The organism is Bacillus altitudinis 41KF2b (assembly GCF_000691145.1).
In the GTDB taxonomy this organism is placed as follows: domain Bacteria; phylum Bacillota; class Bacilli; order Bacillales; family Bacillaceae; genus Bacillus; species Bacillus altitudinis.
The window spans coordinates 15,733-32,256 of the sequence record NZ_ASJC01000009.1 but is presented as its reverse complement, the minus strand read 5'-3'; the positions used below and the strand labels follow the sequence as shown (position 1 = coordinate 32,256).

The window sequence follows — 16,524 nt, the reverse complement described above, 5'->3', positions numbered from 1 at the left end:
CGTCGTGGCACGTATACAACGTTCAAGAAAAAAACCGTAACATTTCCTTATACTTTTTATGAAACGGTGAAATTAATTATTCAATAGAATCTAATCAAGAGCATTTAAAAACATTATAATAGGCGTTCACACAACAAAAAGGAAAGGAAGAAGCTTTTAGGTGGTTGCATATGAATGAACAAACAAAAAAGTTTGCTTATTTCCCAGTTCAAGATAGACAAATACATGTATTGGAAGCACTTTGGCTGAGAAATCAAGGTATAATTGAAATGAATCGAGAAAATCCTGCTTTTTTTGACTTCAAGAACCCCTCTATTCGAAGCGGAGTATTACCAGTTTCTCCCACTTTCAGTGGAGAAAAAAAGATTAAAGACGCATTTTACCGATATTATCATAAAGAAGACATGAAACAGATTCTTTATTCAAAAAAAATGACAACTGCTCATTCCCTTTTTCAAATGATGTTTTCACAACTTAATCAATTCAAAATTGAAGACAAAGAAAAAAAGGAAATTAGAGTAGCTATTGAATCAGCAGAAATAGAATCTTATATTAAATATAATGATAAAAAAGGTATATTAATTGATATCTTATTGCGCATCAAACAAACGTATCCATACTCTTATAAGTATCTATGGAATAAAAAGTTGGCAATTGAAGTTAAAGTAACCCATGCTGTTGATCCAAAGAAAAAGCGCATATTACTCGATAATAATATTTCAACTTACGAAGCACCTGTTCCTAATGTTATTAAAAAATTGATTCCAAAAGCTCACGAAATATTAAAAAATAAAAAGCTTAGACAAAAAGAAATTGACAAACTAACTAAAATTTATAGCAAAAACAATTGGACTTTATTTGGAGACTTTATTGTAAACTCTAAAGTAGAAGATGAAAATAAGGAGAATTATCTATTGTTATCCCAAGCTGAAATTGAACTAGATAAATACAAAAAAAGAAAAAAAGAATTATCTGAAGAAATACAAAAATCTGAAGAATATAAGCTACATTTATCTGAAATTATTCATAAGCTAAACAAAGATTTATACACTCTCAAAGAAAAAGTTGAAGTTAATCAAGAATTACTATTGGCTTCTCAAAGAAATAATGAATTAGTATTAAAATTGAAACAAAAAGACCAACAAATTGAAAATTTTAAAAAAGAAAATGATATCCTCAAGAACAATGTAAATAAACTTCATGACGAATCCTTTTTGAAATGGATCAAGAGGAAAATTTTAAAATAACCTTTAAATCCAAAATCATAATTCTTTACTAATTTATAAATTATAAAATCAAAGAAATTTGAAATGAGCATAGAAATGTAAAAAAAGAATCCGAACTATTGGAAACACTTTGAAGTGGTTCCTAAATAGTTCGGTTTTCTTATTGGTGAAGAGTTTTTTATCCTTATTAAAAATTATTCCCACTCAATCGTAGCAGGCGGCTTACTCGTAATATCATACACCACGCGGTTAATATGCTTCACTTCATTCACGATACGAGTCGAGATCTTCTCAAGTACATCCCAAGGGATTCTTGCCCAGTCACTCGTCATACCATCAATAGACGTAACAGCACGGATACCGATAGTGTAATCGTATGTTCTTGCGTCGCCCATGACACCTACGCTGCGGATGTCTGGGAGGACTGTGAAGTATTGCCAGATGTCGCGCTCAAGGCCGAAGTTGGCAATTTCTTCTCGTAGAATCGCATCAGATTCACGGACGATTTCTAGTTTTTCTTCAGAAATTTCACCTAGTACACGGATTCCTAGTCCTGGACCTGGGAATGGCTGTCTCCATACGATGTCGTCTGGAATACCTAGCTCTGACCCTAGAGCACGGACTTCATCCTTGAATAGTGTATTGAGTGGCTCAATCAATTCAAACTGCATGTCTTCTGGAAGACCGCCTACGTTGTGGTGAGATTTGATTGTTTGTGCCGTTGCTGTACCACTCTCAATGATGTCTGTGTAAAGAGTTCCTTGTGCTAAGTAGTCGATTCCTTTTAGCTTGTCCGCCTCGTCATCGAATACATAGATGAATTCGTTACCGATGATTTTACGTTTTTGCTCAGGATCAGACACACCTTTTAGCTTGTTTAAGAAGCGATCTTTCGCATCTACTTTAATCACGTTCATGTTGAAACCTTCGCTAAATGTTTTCATTACCCCTTCTGCTTCGCCTTTGCGAAGAAGACCGTGGTCAACGAAAATACATGTCAGCTGATCACCGATGGCTTTGTGGATCAATACAGCCACAACAGATGAATCTACACCGCCGCTTAGTGCGCACAATACTTGTTTGTCGCCTACTGTTTGACGGATTTTCTGCATTTCGATTTCAATGAAGTTCTCCATTGACCATTTGCCATCGCAGTCACATACGCCGAAGACAAAGTTCTTCAATAGATCATTTCCGTACTCAGAGTGACGTACCTCTGGGTGGAACTGAACGCCATAGAAATTCTTCTCAGCTAAGCTCATCGCTGAGTTTGGACAATGTGCACTTGTTGCATCAACTGTAAAGCCTTCTGGTACTTCAACGACAAGGTCACCATGGCTCATCCAAACGACTTGATCCGTTGGAAGGTCTTTGAATAGAGCAGGTGTTCCGTTAATATGAATGTCTGCTTTTCCATATTCACGCTGGCTTGCCGCTTCTACTTTCCCACCTAAATAGTGAGTCATCAGCTGCATGCCGTAGCAAATGCCTAGAACTGGAATGCCTAGATCAAAAATCTTTTCGTCACAGCGGAAAGATCCTTCATCATATACACTGTTTGGTCCACCAGAAAGGATGATTCCTTTCGGCGCCATTTCTTTAATTTCTTCAGCAGTTAAAGTGTGCGGATGAAGCTCACTGTACACACCAAATTCACGAATACGGCGAGTGATCAGCTGATTGTACTGACTACCGAAATCGAGAACCAAAATCATTTCATTTACTAAATTTGTCATGGTGTCACCTCTATGTCCAATATAGTTTTTATAAACGCACAGAAAAAATGAGAGGAGAAAACCTCTCTCAGTGTAAATCACGCTTTTGAAGCGCCCAGACTCACATCCGAACGCTTCAATTTCATGTATTTTAGAAGGTTTTAATATTCACCTATTCTAACAACAGGAAGGTACGGGGTCAAGACTATCTCCTGTTTATTAAATTTTCCCATAACTTCACCGACTGCCGCCAAAGCGCCGACGCATCTTCTTGTCTATAGAGCGCCCGCTCATAGAACTGCGTTAGCTCAGACATGTGATGATTCCCTTCCTTGTCATCGATCAAAGAAGCAAATTCTCTTAGCGTCATGCCTGGCTTTTTCTCGATCCCTCTGCGCCTTAGCTGTTTTAATAGAGCAGCATATGCGTAGAAAAAAGCTTCCTCATCTGGCAGACGTTTTACTTTTCTCACAATAAAGATTGGCAGCCATCTTGCTCTGAACCGGTAAAGCATCCAGCCTATAAATCCAAGAAAGACAATTACACCTGCTGCGTAGCCCAAGATTGAACCAACATGAACCATACTTGGCTTTGCTTTAGCTGCTTTTTCCTCTTGTTTGGCCGGCTGTTCTGGTTCTTGTTGCTGCGGCTGTTGTGTCTGCTCGTTTTCTTGTTGATCAGATGCGGGCTGATCTTTTTCATCCTGTTGATCATCTGTTTGGTCGTTGTTAGCCGTGGTTTCATTCGTAAATGTCTCTGGGTTCGTGAACCCTTTTGTCGGTTCAAAAGTCACCCAGCCACGGTTTGGAAAATACACCTCTACCCATGAATGCGCATTGTTATTGGTCACTTCATACACATTGCTTCCATCCATCTGTGTTTCATATAACTGACCAGACGTATATCCTTTCACCCATCTCGCCGGAATTCCAATCGAGCGAAGCATGACAATCATAGAGGTTGAAAAGTTATCACAATAGCCAATCATCGTATCAAATAAGAACTGATCCACATAGTCTTCGTCACGCCCAGGCACAGCGACATTTTGGGTTTCATATGAAAACTTCGCAGATCCTAAATAATCCTCAATCGCTTTTGCTTTATCATACATATTATCCTTCGTTTCCGTTAAGCTGTTCGCCAATGTTTTCACACGCTCTGGCAGCGAGGATGGGAGCTGCAAGTATTCACGTCCGACCTGCTGGTTCACTTGCTGCTTGGTCGGTACTTTGATCCGCTGTAAGTCCTCTAGGATAAATGTAGGTGATAAGAAGCTGACTCGATAGTTCCCTAAATTTTTGGGCGGGTTTTGAGTAGACGGGACAATTTTCTCCGTTTTGCCCATCATTTGTAGTGGAATGTTTTCCATTGGCGTCAGCATAACCGTACCAATCGGATAAACAGCATGATTAAATCGATAATTTGATTCCATATCGACTCTCGTTTCATGCTCCTCTGTTTTCACGCGATTGGTAAACCACTGGTTCGGCACTTCATTCCCTTTTAACCGAGTAGGTTTCGTATCATTTGAAGCATCCTCCCAGCCTTTCCCCGTGTAAATACTTTTTGTTTCTACACGAAAATAAGACGGCTCTTTTCCGCTCCATTTAAATACCGGTGTACGGTCCTCACTAAACGGTCCCCCAAGCGACGAATCATCCGTACTATATCCCACCTTATTCTGCCCGGCAGAACCATCTTGATTCGTGACCGCTTTAAAAAACGGGACAGGGTCAGGCCATTTCGGATCAGATTTTGGCAAAGACGCACCGAGTGATGCTGATACAAGAACAAGCGCCAGCATGGGTAAGAACCAATTGAGACGCGCTTTCTGTGACACCCGCACACCTTCAGCCGAACGAAGCCTGTCGAAATAGAGCAGGCCAAGTAAACAAAAGCCAAATACCATAATTCGAACGATCGCAAAAGTCGCATCATAAGGCGTAAACGTATCAAGAATCGTGACATATACAATCGTCATCAGTAAAAAGAAAAAGATACGTTGCTGATACACAACCCAATAATGAAGTAAATAAACAAGTAGCCAAAGCAAAATATAAAACAACAATGTGCGGAAAGACGGATACATGTCACTCCACATGCCCATGCTCATCAAAGAAATATTATCTTGAATATCAGCAAACAGCGCAGGCAGATAACTTGGCTCTGATTGATAAAAAATCAAATATAATGCGAGCAAGATCAATCCAGCACAAATAGGAAACGTCACATACCACTTCAATCGAAAGAACGTAAACAAACACGTAAGCCCTATAAAAATGATGAAATAAGACGTATGACTCGTCTCTGTAAAATCTTGAAGCGGACGAAGCCACTCCCAAAGCAGCAGAAATGCGACAGCATAATAGATGAACAACTCAAAACGGCTTTGCCGCTGATGCATATGCAGCATAAATGTTTGTCACCTCACAGTTCTTTCATGCAGCCGGTCCTCAAATAAAAGGGTCGTGTGTATCCCAGAAGCTTTAAGCCGGTCCACAAGCTGTTTTTCTTTTGCCGTCAATCGATCAACGGCTCTCTTCACTAAAAGAACGGTGATGTTCTTTCTGTTTCGATTCCCAAGTAAAATGGCAGCAAGCTCTTCTTGCAGATGACCTGTCACCACATACTTTCCAGTCTGCTGGTGCTCACTCGCTGTTAATGATTGATAATCAGGTGCACGAGAAGGCAGATACTGCACCTTTGTTAAATAGTAGAGCATGTCATGTAAGTGCCACTCTCCTTGATCCACTCGAAATAAGTGCTGATCGCCAAGCGGGACAAGGCCTACCGGCACCCCTTTTTTCACAGCCGTTTGCAAAACCGATGCGGCCATAGACACAATCGTTTCAAAAGCGGCTTCATCTGTAAAATCAGCAAACACTACAAGATCTTTTGTCTGATTCTGTTCAAACTCTTTCGTCATAAGCTGACCTCTTCTAGCTGTTGTCTTCCAGTCCACCCAAGCGAAACGGTCTCCTTGCTTGTATTCACGCACACCTGTCGTCACATTTGTCGGTTCATTTAACCAAGAGTGCACCGCTTTGCCTCCATTTTCATTCACCGATGCAGCAGATTCAACCGGAATATCCAACATTTTCGGATACACAAGCAATTTTTTCTCTAGTGGAAGAATCACTTCTTTTTCAACAAACCCAAACATATCACCCGTTTTGATTCTAATCGCCGTCAATTGATGCTCTCCCCGCATGATGTCATTGAATTGATACGAAAATCGCCACGTTTTCCGAAACCATGGAAAGATCATTCGCTTCATTTCAATCTGTTCCTGTAAATGGAAGGTATCCGGCGGTTCATCCTCAAGTATGGCGTACACGTACGGAAATAAATTCGTCCGCTTGATTTCAAGGTCAACAGACAGCACTTCCCCTGCCTTTAACCGGGTATGCTGTAATGTCCTTTTGGCTGTTGCACGAAGTGGAACAAGGGCAAACAGCAAAGCATACAAAGCATATGGTGAAAATGCATAAAAAAGGAACCAGCTCACAAAGCCGCCCTGAAACATGGCATAGCAAAAGGCTGCTGCCGTGAGGAGAAAGAGCATAAACACCCGTAACCATAGTGAAAAAGCGAAACGGTCACGTGACTTCATTGAGTCATCGACTTTTGAACTGGTACGCCAATATGCTCAATCATCTGTCGCAACAGTGTCTCCGCCTTCTTCCCTTCATACGTTGCTTCTGATGTCAAAATCATGCGATGCGGCAATGTGTAAGGCGCCAAATACTGTACATCATCAGGAATCACATAATCCCGCCTGTTCAACAGCGCATACGCCTGAGCCGCTTTCATCAATGCAATTGAACCCCTTGGGCTCACGCCTAAATAGACAGACGGATGATTTCGCGTCGCTTGGGCGATTTCGACAATATATTCTTTAATCGATGCATCCACATGTACGGTCTGAACCGCTTGCTGTAAAGCATGGATATGATCTTTTGTCATGACTGCCTGAAGCGTGTCAATTGGCGATTGTTTCTCCTGCAAATTCAGCACCTCAAGCTCCTCCAGCATGGTTGGATACCCCATCTGTAGCTTAAATAAGAAGCGGTCCATTTGCGCTTCTGGAAGTGGATAGGTTCCCTCATACTCCACTGGATTTTGCGTAGCCATCACAAAGAAAGGATCTGCCAGCGGCATCGTTTCTCCGTCCACTGTGACACTGCCTTCTTCCATCGCTTCAAGAAGGGCTGATTGTGTTTTAGGAGAGGTTCGGTTGATTTCATCAGCCAAAATAATCTGCCCCATAATCGGTCCTTGTCTAAATTCAAACTCGTTTGTCTTTTTATTATAAATCGACACACCTGTTACATCTGAAGGCAAAAGGTCAGGCGTAAATTGGATTCGCTTAAACTCACAGCCAATGGATTTTGCCAGAGCACGAACCATCATGGTCTTCCCAACGCCAGGCACATCCTCTAATAACACATGCCCCTTCGCCAAAATCGCAACAAGGCTTAATATCGCAATATCTTTTTTCCCCACCATCACTTTATTGATGTTATCTACGATTTTTTGTAAATCTGAATGCATCGGTTCATCAAATGCCATCCTGATCCTCCTATCACGTTTCCGTCAATTTTCATATAGTCTAACTTTACCATACAACACGCATTTGCATGAAACATCAACACGTAGAAAAAAGAAGCCTTCTCACGATGGAAAAGACTTCTGCTCCTCTTTAGGTTCACTTGCTGGTTCCATATGAACATGAGAGTGTAGAATATCATGTTCCTGCTTCATTCTGCGTTCAATTTCATCTGCAATATCATGGCTTTCTGCGATGTTTAAATGCGGTTCTACTTCAACGACCACATCCACATGGACGGTGCTTCCAAGATAACGAGCTTTAATGTCTTTCAAATCGCCCACTCCTGGTGTCGCTTCAATCGTCTCTTTATATTTAGACATATCTTTTATATGAAAACCGTCCGTTAACGAATGAGACGCATCTCTGAAAATCTCCCACGCCGTTTTACAGATAATTAAGCCAATCACAAACGCAGCAAGCGTATCAACCCACGCCAGCTGAAATTGAGAGGCGATAATTCCGACAAACGTCCCGATACTCACATAAGCATCTGATTTATTATCAGCCGCTGCCGCATATAGCGCCTGGCTATTAATTCGTTTAGACAGTTTACGGTTATACATATACACGCCATACATCACAACAGCACTTCCTGCTGCCGTCCAAGCTGCAATCATATCAGGCGTTTGATGCTCTGATGAGAAAAGCGACTGGCCTGCACTCAGCAAAACCTGAAGCCCGACAAGCATCATAATAAAGGAAGCCACAAGTGACGCAATATTTTCAGCTCTAAAATGACCGTATGGATGATCCTCATCAGGTGGCTTCTGAGAAATACGCAGCCCAATTAATACGGCAAGCGAAGCAATGATATCTGTCGTATTATTCAAGCCATCTGCGGAAAGGGCTTCTGAATGAAACACATACCCAATGATCAGTTTGACAGCAGATAAGATCACATAGGCTATAATGCTGACCCAAGCACCTGTTTCACCTTGTCTTAATTCGTTGTAGCGCTCCATACCGAACAGCGCCTCCTCACACATTACTTTTCTATATTTATCTTACAAAGCCAAGCCCGTGTGGGTCTACAGCAACATGATTCGCTTGAATCAGCAAAATAGGATACATAGAAATGTGTTGACCTAAGCAAACTTATTTTTATAAGGTCAATTGACCTCAAGACCTACTCCCATCAACGTTTTTCAAAACCACCCCGAAAAATGAAAAAGAACAAAATCACTCTACCATACAATTGTCAGAATAGTTTTATTTTAAAACACAACTTTTCTTTCTTCCTTCTTATGCTATTTTTAAGAATGGGCAGAGGAAAATGAGGGAACATAATCTCTCAAATCCTTTATACTTTTTAACATCATGTTAAGAGGTTTGAAATGTCAGTTTGATAACCTGTCCAATGCTGAATGACAATTCAGTATGATAAAATTTAAAATATTCTAAAAACAAACTCTCGAATAAAAGAGAAATGTTTGGAGGTAAAGAAATGTCCAACATGACAAACGGTCTTCAAAAAAACCTTAAGACAAGACATATTTCAATGATCTCCATTGCCGGGGTCATTGGGGCAGGGCTATTTGTTGGTAGTGGTGCCGTCATTCATTCGGCAGGGCCTGGATCGATTCTTTCCTATTCATTTGCCGGACTTCTGGTCATCTTTATTATGAGAATGCTTGGAGAAATGGCATGTGCCTATCCGACAAGCGGCTCTTTCTCACAATATGCGAGCGACGCCATCGGCCCGTGGGCTGGCTTTACAATCGGCTGGCTTTACTGGTTCTTCTGGGTCATCGTCATCGCCATTGAAGCCATTGCCGGTGCTGCCATTATTCAATATTGGTATGGAGATGCACCTGTTTGGCTCACAAGTCTTATCCTCACAATCCTCTTAACTTTGACAAATATCTTTTCTGTTAAATCTTTTGGCGAATTTGAATATTGGTTTTCATTGATTAAAGTCGTCAGCATTATTCTATTCCTACTCATTGGTTTTGCATTTATCTTTGGTTTTGGCGGTCATCATACTGCAGGTCTTGCCAATTTAACGGGGAATGGCGGTTTCCTTCCAAACGGGTTCGGCTCTGTGCTCCTCGGGATTGTCGTTGTCATCTTTTCATTCATGGGAACCGAGATTGTGGCAATTGCCGCAGGTGAATCAGCAGACCCTGTCAAATCTGTGACAACAGCTACCCGTTCAGTTGTATGGCGTATTATTGTGTTCTACGTCGGGTCGATCGCCGTCGTTGTCACGTTACTCCCATGGAATTCAGCGAATATTTTAACAAGCCCGTTCGTAGCAGTATTAGAATACATCGGTGTCCCATCAGCCGCTCAAGTCATGAACGTCATTGTTTTAACAGCCGTTCTTTCTTGTTTAAACTCCGGCCTATACACAACGTCCAGAATGCTTTATTCATTAGCTGAAAGAGGCGAAGCACCAAAACGTTTTATGAAAATCAGCAAACGCGGTGTCCCTGTAGCAGCGACAGTCGCAGGTACCTTCTTTTCCTATATTGCCGTCATGATGAACTACTTTTACCCTGAAACCATCTTTCTATTTCTAGTCAATGCCTCTGGTGCCATTGCACTTCTTGTCTACTTGGTCATTGCCGTTTCACAATTAAGAATGCGTCGTAAAATTGAAAAAGAAAATCCAGAACAACTCAAAATCAAAATGTGGCTGTTCCCATACCTTACGTACTTTACCATTTTGGTCATCTGCGCCATCTTGGCCTCTATGCTGTTTATCGAATCAATGAGACCTCAGCTCATACTGACAAGCATCATTACCATCAGTGTACTAGCCGCCTACTTCATCTTTAAACCGAACAAAAAAGTGCCTGCAAGTGCAGCGCTTGAAAATAAACACCCTTAATTCTCCCGCTGAAAAGCGGGTTTTTTTATTTTATTCACCTATTTGGATGTCCGCACTTATAATGTATCAAATTGATTTTAAGTGAGGATTAGTCAACATGAACCTAGAAAAGTTTGTTGACGAGCTGCCAATTCCAGAAGTCGCAGAGCCCGTCAAAAAAAACCCAAAACAAACGTATTATGAAATCGCTATGGAGGAGGTGTTCCTAAAAGTTCATAGAGATCTGCCCCCAACCAAGCTATGGACCTATAATGGCAGTTTGCCTGGTCCAACCATTAAAGCGAATCGAAATGAAAAGGTCAAAGTGAAATGGATGAACAAATTGCCGCTGAAACACTTCCTGCCTGTCGATCATACCATTCACGCTGGACACCATGATGAACCCGAAGTCAAAACAGTCGTTCACTTGCATGGGGGCGTGACACCTGCAAGCAGCGATGGTTATCCAGAGGCTTGGTTTTCGCGAGACTTTGAAGCGACCGGCCCCTTCTTTGAACGAGAGGTTTACGAATACCCTAATCACCAGCAAGCATGCACATTGTGGTATCACGATCATGCCATGGCATTGACACGATTAAATGTATACGCCGGATTAGCTGGCTTTTATTTGATCTCAGATGCATTTGAAAAATCGCTCGAATTACCAAAAGATGAATATGATATCCCTTTAATGATCATGGACCGGACGTTTCAGGAGGATGGCGCACTGTTTTACCCAAGTAGACCAAATAACACACCAGAAGATAGTGACCTTCCAGATCCCTCCATCGTGCCATTTTTTTGCGGGGAAACGATTTTAGTCAATGGAAAAGTATGGCCATATTTAGAAGTAGAGCCGCGAAAATATCGTTTTCGTATCTTAAACGCGTCCAATACAAGAACTTACGAGCTTCATCTAGATAACGACGCCACAATCTTACAAATTGGATCTGATGGCGGCTTTTTGCCAAGACCTGTTCATCACCAATCTTTTAGCATTGCACCTGCTGAACGTTTTGATGTCATCATCGACTTCTCAGCTTACGAAAACAAAACGATTGTTTTAAAAAATACGGCAGGCTGCGGTCAGGAAGTCAATCCAGAAACAGATGCGAACATTATGCAATTTAAAGTCACTCGTCCGCTCAAAGGAAGAGCAGCTAAAACATTACGTCCGATCTTCAAACCACTGCCACCGCTCCGGCCGAGCCGAGCTGATAACGAGCGAACGCTGACCCTTACTGGCACACAAGATAAATATGGGCGCCCGATTTTATTACTAGATAACCAGTTTTGGAATGATCCTGTCACAGAAAATCCTCGACTTGGCAGTGTAGAGGTGTGGAACATCGTCAATCCAACAAGAGGTACACACCCTATTCATTTACATCTTGTTCAATTTCGAGTGATTGATAGAAGACCATTCGATACAGACATCTATCAATCGACAGGTGAAATCGTGTACACGGGACCAAATGAAGCGCCTCCTTTGCATGAACAAGGCTACAAGGATACAATTCAGGCGCATGCCGGTGAAGTCATTCGCATCATCGCTCGGTTTGTCCCATATAGCGGACGATATGTGTGGCATTGTCACATTTTAGAACACGAGGATTATGACATGATGCGGCCGATGGATATCATTTAGTAAATATGAAACCTCCTCTCTGTTAATTGCGTAATATGAAAAAGGGCTAACAGCTTTTATTTATTAGCCCTCTATTTTCTTTTCAATCTCCATGAGAAAAAACGAACAATGTATCACATGAATGGCATTTATTTGAACATTCCACACTTAAAAAGTTGACGAAGTAAACCGATAATACTACTATATACCCATTACCTCTATCAAAAGGCACTTAAGAAACCATGCACAAACAAATAGAAAATCGTCATAAAAAACGGAGGAGTTCAATTTGAATGAAGAAAAAGAGACTTGCCAGGTCAAGCAAGAAACAGTGGCAGGTAACAGGGAGAAGCTTTCAATTCATGAAAACGAGAGCATTCGATCAAACATTGAACAACTAACAATTGAACTCGGTGAACAAAAAGAATTCAATCACTTCATATTAGATGAAAAACAGAAGGCCATCAGCACATTATCGGCTCTCATTGCAAAAGGTGATTGTGATGAAGAGTTAAAAGCTCATTTTGTACAAGCATTACATATCGGGCTCTCTGTTATAGAGATTATGGAGATCATTAAGCACTGTACAAAGGTTGCGGGATTCCCTCATTCCATTAATGCCTTGTTTATTTTTCAAAACTTACTAGATGAAAACAATAAATAAGAGAAAACGAGAAGTCTTCTGTCCTCTCGTTTTTTTATTTCCACTTACTTTACTCTCTTACGCTGATTCTGTCACAGTAGCAAAATATCAAAATACCACTCATTTCCTTGCTTAAAAAGTGATGTTGATTTCACAAATCCGCATTTTTCACCAACACATCCCATGACAAAATAAAAAAACGTCCAGTTATATGAAATAACTGAACGCGCACCTTTTACCGATTGACAGTGAAATTGTTAACAATCCCGCCTGCTTTCTCCCAAGCGGTTTCTACTGTTTTCTTCTTAATATCATATTCAAAAATGGTTCTGACCTTCGCCTTTCGTCCTGTGTCATCCTTTAATTCCTTTGCGTTCTTTGCAACACCTAAGAAATAAACAGATGTACCATCCGCAGAAAATTGCGGCTGGGCAGCACTTAAAATACGTACATCCTGACTGTTTTTAACAAGTGTCTTCGTTTTTCCTGTATCTACATCCATCACCTTAATAGATGATACTTCTTTTTCATTTCGAACCTTCACTTCTGTATAAATGAGTTTTTTATGATCTGGTGAAAAAGAAATATCATTGATGGTTTGAGAAATACGTGCAATTCGCTTTCCCTTCTCACCTGTTTGTAGGGTAATCTTCATGGTCGTTGGTTCAGGATCCATTCCTTTTTCATTTGCCTCATCCGTCTTTTTATAATCCTCTTTTAACGAATAATGCTGAATGGCCAACAGATTTGATGCTGGATCATAAGCAAAAGAACTCACCGTATCATCATCACTTTTTTCTGGATATAACACTTTCACTTTCTGTGTTTTCAAATCAAAAGACGCTACATAAAATTGCTCACCTGAATCCTTGTTATACCTTAAATATAACTGTTTTCCGTCACCAGAAAGTCTCATACTGTCGATTGAATCGTCACTTGTAAAGAGCGTTTTTTCTTTATCCGTTTTCACATTCAATTCCCGTATACTTACTTTTTGTGTGTCTTCATCTGTATACGTGTAGTATAAAAGCTGTTTCGCCTGATCATAAGCAATTGAAGGATATGCTGTCAGTTTCTCTGTATGAAGCGCCTTGTCATGCAAGTAATAAGTATTGTTTAACTTTTGATCCGTAAATGAAACAAGCAATTCGTCTTTTGCATCTTGATTTGTTTTCACTTTTCCTGCCTGTTTTGCCTCTTGCCCCGGCTTCATCATGAAGAAGATGACGGCCGCAATCACTGCGACTCCAATCACTGTGATGATCCACCATGTTGATTTTTTCATTGACTTTCAGACCCTCTCCACAAGAAAAGAAGCCAGAAAATGAACTTTTCCCGCTTCTTTGCATGCCTATGTATTAATAAGTGTAATGCCCTTTGACGACACCTTTACTTGTTGAATATCCAAGTGCTTTGAATGCTTTCGGACTTACGTCTAATACTGCGTTTGGCATTCTACCTACATCATATTTATATACTGTAATCACTTTATGTGGTTTCGCTTTTGTTGTCACTCTTAGTTTTGTACCTTTTTTCGGTACGTCAAATCCCATTTTTGTTGCTGCATCCCAATGACCGAGTTTTTTTCCATCTGCGCCTTTTTTACCGACACCATTATACCAAGTAATATTGCCGCTTACTTTTTTTGCACTTGCTCCATGTGAGAAACTAAACGCTAAAAATAAACTAGCTACTGTTACGATTGTCGCGATAAGCTTTTTATTCATTAAAAAATCCTCCGTATTTGGTTTCTGACCCTATTATACATGAAGATGCACCCAGTTATTTTACAGTCACATTACAATTCGAATACAAGTTGACCACTTAATGACCGATTTTGTTCATAAATTTCACCAAAAACAGCCAGAACATCGTAAGTAGACCTCCCCTTTCGTTTTATATAATAGAAATGAATCAAAGATAAGGAGGAATTTTCATGAAAAAGTGGTTCATCGTTTTGAGTGTAAGTTTGACCTTCGTTTTGATGCTTTCAAGTATTCCCGCCTCTGCGGCTGGTCCTCGTCACGGCGCCATCGTGACACAAACGGATGAAGCCAAATGGTCAGGTATCTCGGCTGATATTGTGCTGCCAAAAACAGCCACCATTAAAAATGGTTATGCTGACTGGTATCTTGGTCTCGGTTCTGCCGTTGTTGAGAGCGGAATTTCAAAAACATCTTCTGGCTATAAGGTCTTTTTAGGCAGCGGCTCCCAAGGCGGCAGTCAATATTGGAACAGCGAATACGATTCAAGTATTAAAGATGGTGCACGTGTCAACTTAAAGCTCATCAACAACGGTGATGGCACAGTGTCACTATACGTCAACGGAAAACTGCGTTATAAACAGCCTGTTTTCAATCCTAGTCGTCTGAAAGACCTCGATGTCGTCAAAATGGTACATGGCGTACAAGATAATGGAACAAACAGCTACTCGCAAGCAAGTTTCTCTAATGTACAGCTTCGTGCAAATACATCTGGAAGTGTCTATAAAAAATGGGACAGCACCATCAAATCATCCCTTTTACGCAAAAATCTAGAATCAGGTGCTCCGACTCCAAAATTCACGGTCATTTCGTCTATCCCACTTAGTACAACCCTTTCAGCACAATAAAACATGAGCACCCACCTTTGGGTGCTTCAACATTGCTGACAAAGAGCTAAAATGATTTTATTTTAGCTCTTTGTCTTCTTTTCAGCGTGCAAGAAAACCTTTGCAGTCTAGGAAGGGCGAGCACCGGCGCGGAGCGAATTTGACATTCGTGAGCACCGGCGCGCAGGCCTGACACCGAATGCGAGGGTTTGTCTACACGCTGGAGCACCCAACTTTGGGTGCTTTTGATTGTTCACAGCTTATCAACACTTCTCTTTTAATCAAAACATCGATTCGTGGTAACATAAGCATACATACTTTGAAGAACAAAGGAGAAAGAACGTGAGAAAAAGTCTACTTGTTTTCATGAGTCTTGTTGCAACCTTCTCTATCCTAGCAGCTTGCTCAAATACGGCAAAAGAAGAAAAAACAGAATCTACGGCACTTCCAACGATTAATCAACGCATTCAAAATGAAACGAAAGAGGTCATGGAGCAGTCTAAGCTCGTAAAAGACACAACAATCACCGTTGATCAAAAGAAAAAAGTCATTTCCTTAAACGTGACAGCTTCATCTGAGACCAATAGTGATTACGCTGAAGTCATTGGTTTGAACTTTGCCAAAACACTAGCTATTGGTGCATCCACTGAAAAGGAAAACAACCTGCATAAACCGGAAAATGACAGCCTCGGCGCCCTCTACTCCTTTTATGACCTAAACATTACCGTGAAACAGGAAAACGGAAAAGTACTGGCAAAAGGAAAGAAAACAACAAATGAAACAAAGATTACCTGGGAGAGAACCCAGTAATTGGACAAGAAAATTCTTTATGGATTTTCTTGTTTTTTTTAACAAAACTATTAACATTGTGAAAAGAATGCCGATGAGTAAGATTGTGTTGGTTCTTAAGTACCAATAATTCTTATTTACATATCGGAGGAAAGTATCATGAAAAGAACAACGGAATTTGTTTTAGGCTTAATTGGAGGAATTTTTGGATTTTTCGGTGCAATGTTTGCCATTGCCTTTGGAGGACTCGATGCCGCATTTAGTGAATCAGGTACGAGTCAAATCACAGGATTAGGCTGGGCAGCGATGCTTTTCTCTATTCTTGCGATTGTGGCATCTGTTATCGTGAAGAAAAAAGCAAAGCTTGGCGGGATTTTATTATTAGTATCTGCTGTTGGTGGTATTATTTCTATTTCTATGTTCTTTATCCTTCCAGCTGTATTAATCCTCATCGCAGGATGCATGGGTGTGTTTAGAAAAGAGCCTGTCAAAACAGTTCCTGCTGAATAA

The 16,524-nt window shown here is 40.7% G+C and carries 14 protein-coding genes; 7 read left to right on the top strand and 7 right to left on the bottom strand.

Annotation, left to right across the window (positions count from 1 at the left end):
• Positions 1-170: 170 nt before the first annotated feature.
• The gene (locus BA79_RS14500) at positions 171-1,247 is read left to right on the top strand and encodes a hypothetical protein (RefSeq protein WP_035703515.1); all 1,077 of its coding nucleotides are present in this window, start codon (positions 171-173) and stop codon (positions 1,245-1,247) included.
• Between the two features lie 173 nt (positions 1,248-1,420).
• Here BA79_RS14500 and guaA read toward each other — a convergent pair whose 3' ends face one another.
• The 5 genes from guaA to BA79_RS14475 all read right to left on the bottom strand — a co-directional run bounded on the left by guaA (position 1,421) and on the right by BA79_RS14475 (position 8,515).
• Entirely contained in the window at positions 1,421-2,962 is a 1,542-nt protein-coding gene (guaA, locus tag BA79_RS14495; RefSeq protein ID WP_008344342.1) for a glutamine-hydrolyzing GMP synthase, read from the bottom strand.
• A gap of 184 nt (positions 2,963-3,146) precedes the next feature.
• Positions 3,147-5,354 (bottom strand): transglutaminase TgpA family protein, encoded by a 2,208-nt coding sequence (locus tag BA79_RS14490; RefSeq protein WP_035703513.1) that lies wholly within the window; start codon positions 5,352-5,354, stop codon positions 3,147-3,149.
• Positions 5,355-5,363: 9 nt separating this feature from the next.
• Positions 5,364-6,554: a DUF58 domain-containing protein gene (locus BA79_RS14485; RefSeq protein ID WP_035703511.1), complete on the bottom strand. Its 1,191-nt coding sequence runs from the start codon at positions 6,552-6,554 to the stop codon at positions 5,364-5,366.
• Entirely contained in the window at positions 6,551-7,513 is a 963-nt protein-coding gene (locus tag BA79_RS14480) for an AAA family ATPase (protein WP_017366721.1), read from the bottom strand. Before BA79_RS14480 ends, BA79_RS14485 begins: the two co-directional genes overlap by 4 nt.
• Positions 7,514-7,615: 102 nt before the next feature.
• Positions 7,616-8,515, bottom strand: a complete 900-nt coding sequence (locus BA79_RS14475; RefSeq protein ID WP_008344349.1) for a cation diffusion facilitator family transporter — start codon at positions 8,513-8,515, stop codon at positions 7,616-7,618.
• Positions 8,516-8,997: 482 nt separating this feature from the next.
• Between BA79_RS14475 and gabP the strand changes: the two genes are divergently transcribed.
• The 3 genes from gabP to BA79_RS14460 all read left to right on the top strand — a co-directional run bounded on the left by gabP (position 8,998) and on the right by BA79_RS14460 (position 12,656).
• Positions 8,998-10,386, top strand: coding sequence for a GABA permease (gene gabP, locus BA79_RS14470; RefSeq protein ID WP_017359846.1), 1,389 nt, complete (start codon positions 8,998-9,000; stop codon positions 10,384-10,386).
• 97 nt (positions 10,387-10,483) lie between these two features.
• On the top strand, positions 10,484-12,013 hold the full coding sequence (locus BA79_RS14465; protein ID WP_035703508.1) for a multicopper oxidase family protein: 1,530 nt from the start codon (positions 10,484-10,486) through the stop codon (positions 12,011-12,013).
• A 268-nt stretch (positions 12,014-12,281) separates the two neighbouring features.
• Complete coding sequence (locus BA79_RS14460; protein ID WP_007496965.1) at positions 12,282-12,656, top strand: carboxymuconolactone decarboxylase family protein; 375 nt, start codon at positions 12,282-12,284, stop codon at positions 12,654-12,656.
• A 214-nt stretch (positions 12,657-12,870) separates the two neighbouring features.
• On the opposite strand, the gene BA79_RS14455 is transcribed toward BA79_RS14460, so the two are convergent.
• A complete protein-coding gene (locus tag BA79_RS14455) occupies positions 12,871-13,920 on the bottom strand; it encodes a hypothetical protein (protein ID WP_035703506.1) in 1,050 nt (349 codons plus the stop codon).
• 73 nt (positions 13,921-13,993) lie between these two features.
• Positions 13,994-14,362 carry an RlpA-like double-psi beta-barrel domain-containing protein gene (locus BA79_RS14450; protein WP_008344356.1) on the bottom strand — a complete coding sequence of 123 codons (369 nt, stop codon included), beginning with the start codon at positions 14,360-14,362 and terminating at the stop codon, positions 13,994-13,996.
• 209 nt (positions 14,363-14,571) lie between these two features.
• Between BA79_RS14450 and BA79_RS14445 the strand changes: the two genes are divergently transcribed.
• From BA79_RS14445 to BA79_RS14435, 3 genes are all read left to right on the top strand, one after another.
• Entirely contained in the window at positions 14,572-15,246 is a 675-nt protein-coding gene (locus tag BA79_RS14445) for a hypothetical protein (protein ID WP_035703504.1), read from the top strand.
• Positions 15,247-15,567: 321 nt separating this feature from the next.
• Positions 15,568-16,035 carry a hypothetical protein gene (locus BA79_RS14440; protein ID WP_035703502.1) on the top strand — a complete coding sequence of 156 codons (468 nt, stop codon included), beginning with the start codon at positions 15,568-15,570 and terminating at the stop codon, positions 16,033-16,035.
• A 138-nt stretch (positions 16,036-16,173) separates the two neighbouring features.
• Positions 16,174-16,524, top strand: a complete 351-nt coding sequence (locus tag BA79_RS14435) for a DUF4064 domain-containing protein (RefSeq protein ID WP_008344359.1) — start codon at positions 16,174-16,176, stop codon at positions 16,522-16,524.

Bases quoted from the DNA above. Each gene is read 5' to 3' on its own strand.
- BA79_RS14480 (WP_017366721.1), bottom strand. From the start codon at position 7,513: ATGGCATTTGATGAACCGATGCATTCAGATTTACAAAAAATCGTAGAT.
- BA79_RS14435 (WP_008344359.1), top strand. From the start codon at position 16,174: ATGAAAAGAACAACGGAATTTGTTTTAGGCTTAATTGGAGGAATTTTT.
- BA79_RS14445 (WP_035703504.1), top strand. From the start codon at position 14,572: ATGAAAAAGTGGTTCATCGTTTTGAGTGTAAGTTTGACCTTCGTTTTG.
- BA79_RS14450 (WP_008344356.1), bottom strand. From the start codon at position 14,362: ATGAATAAAAAGCTTATCGCGACAATCGTAACAGTAGCTAGTTTATTT.
- BA79_RS14455 (WP_035703506.1), bottom strand. From the start codon at position 13,920: ATGAAAAAATCAACATGGTGGATCATCACAGTGATTGGAGTCGCAGTG.
- guaA (WP_008344342.1), bottom strand. From the start codon at position 2,962: ATGACAAATTTAGTAAATGAAATGATTTTGGTTCTCGATTTCGGTAGT.
- BA79_RS14500 (WP_035703515.1), top strand. From the start codon at position 171: ATGAATGAACAAACAAAAAAGTTTGCTTATTTCCCAGTTCAAGATAGA.
- BA79_RS14490 (WP_035703513.1), bottom strand. From the start codon at position 5,354: ATGCTGCATATGCATCAGCGGCAAAGCCGTTTTGAGTTGTTCATCTAT.
- BA79_RS14485 (WP_035703511.1), bottom strand. From the start codon at position 6,554: ATGAAGTCACGTGACCGTTTCGCTTTTTCACTATGGTTACGGGTGTTT.
- gabP (WP_017359846.1), top strand. From the start codon at position 8,998: ATGTCCAACATGACAAACGGTCTTCAAAAAAACCTTAAGACAAGACAT.
- BA79_RS14475 (WP_008344349.1), bottom strand. From the start codon at position 8,515: ATGGAGCGCTACAACGAATTAAGACAAGGTGAAACAGGTGCTTGGGTC.
- BA79_RS14465 (WP_035703508.1), top strand. From the start codon at position 10,484: ATGAACCTAGAAAAGTTTGTTGACGAGCTGCCAATTCCAGAAGTCGCA.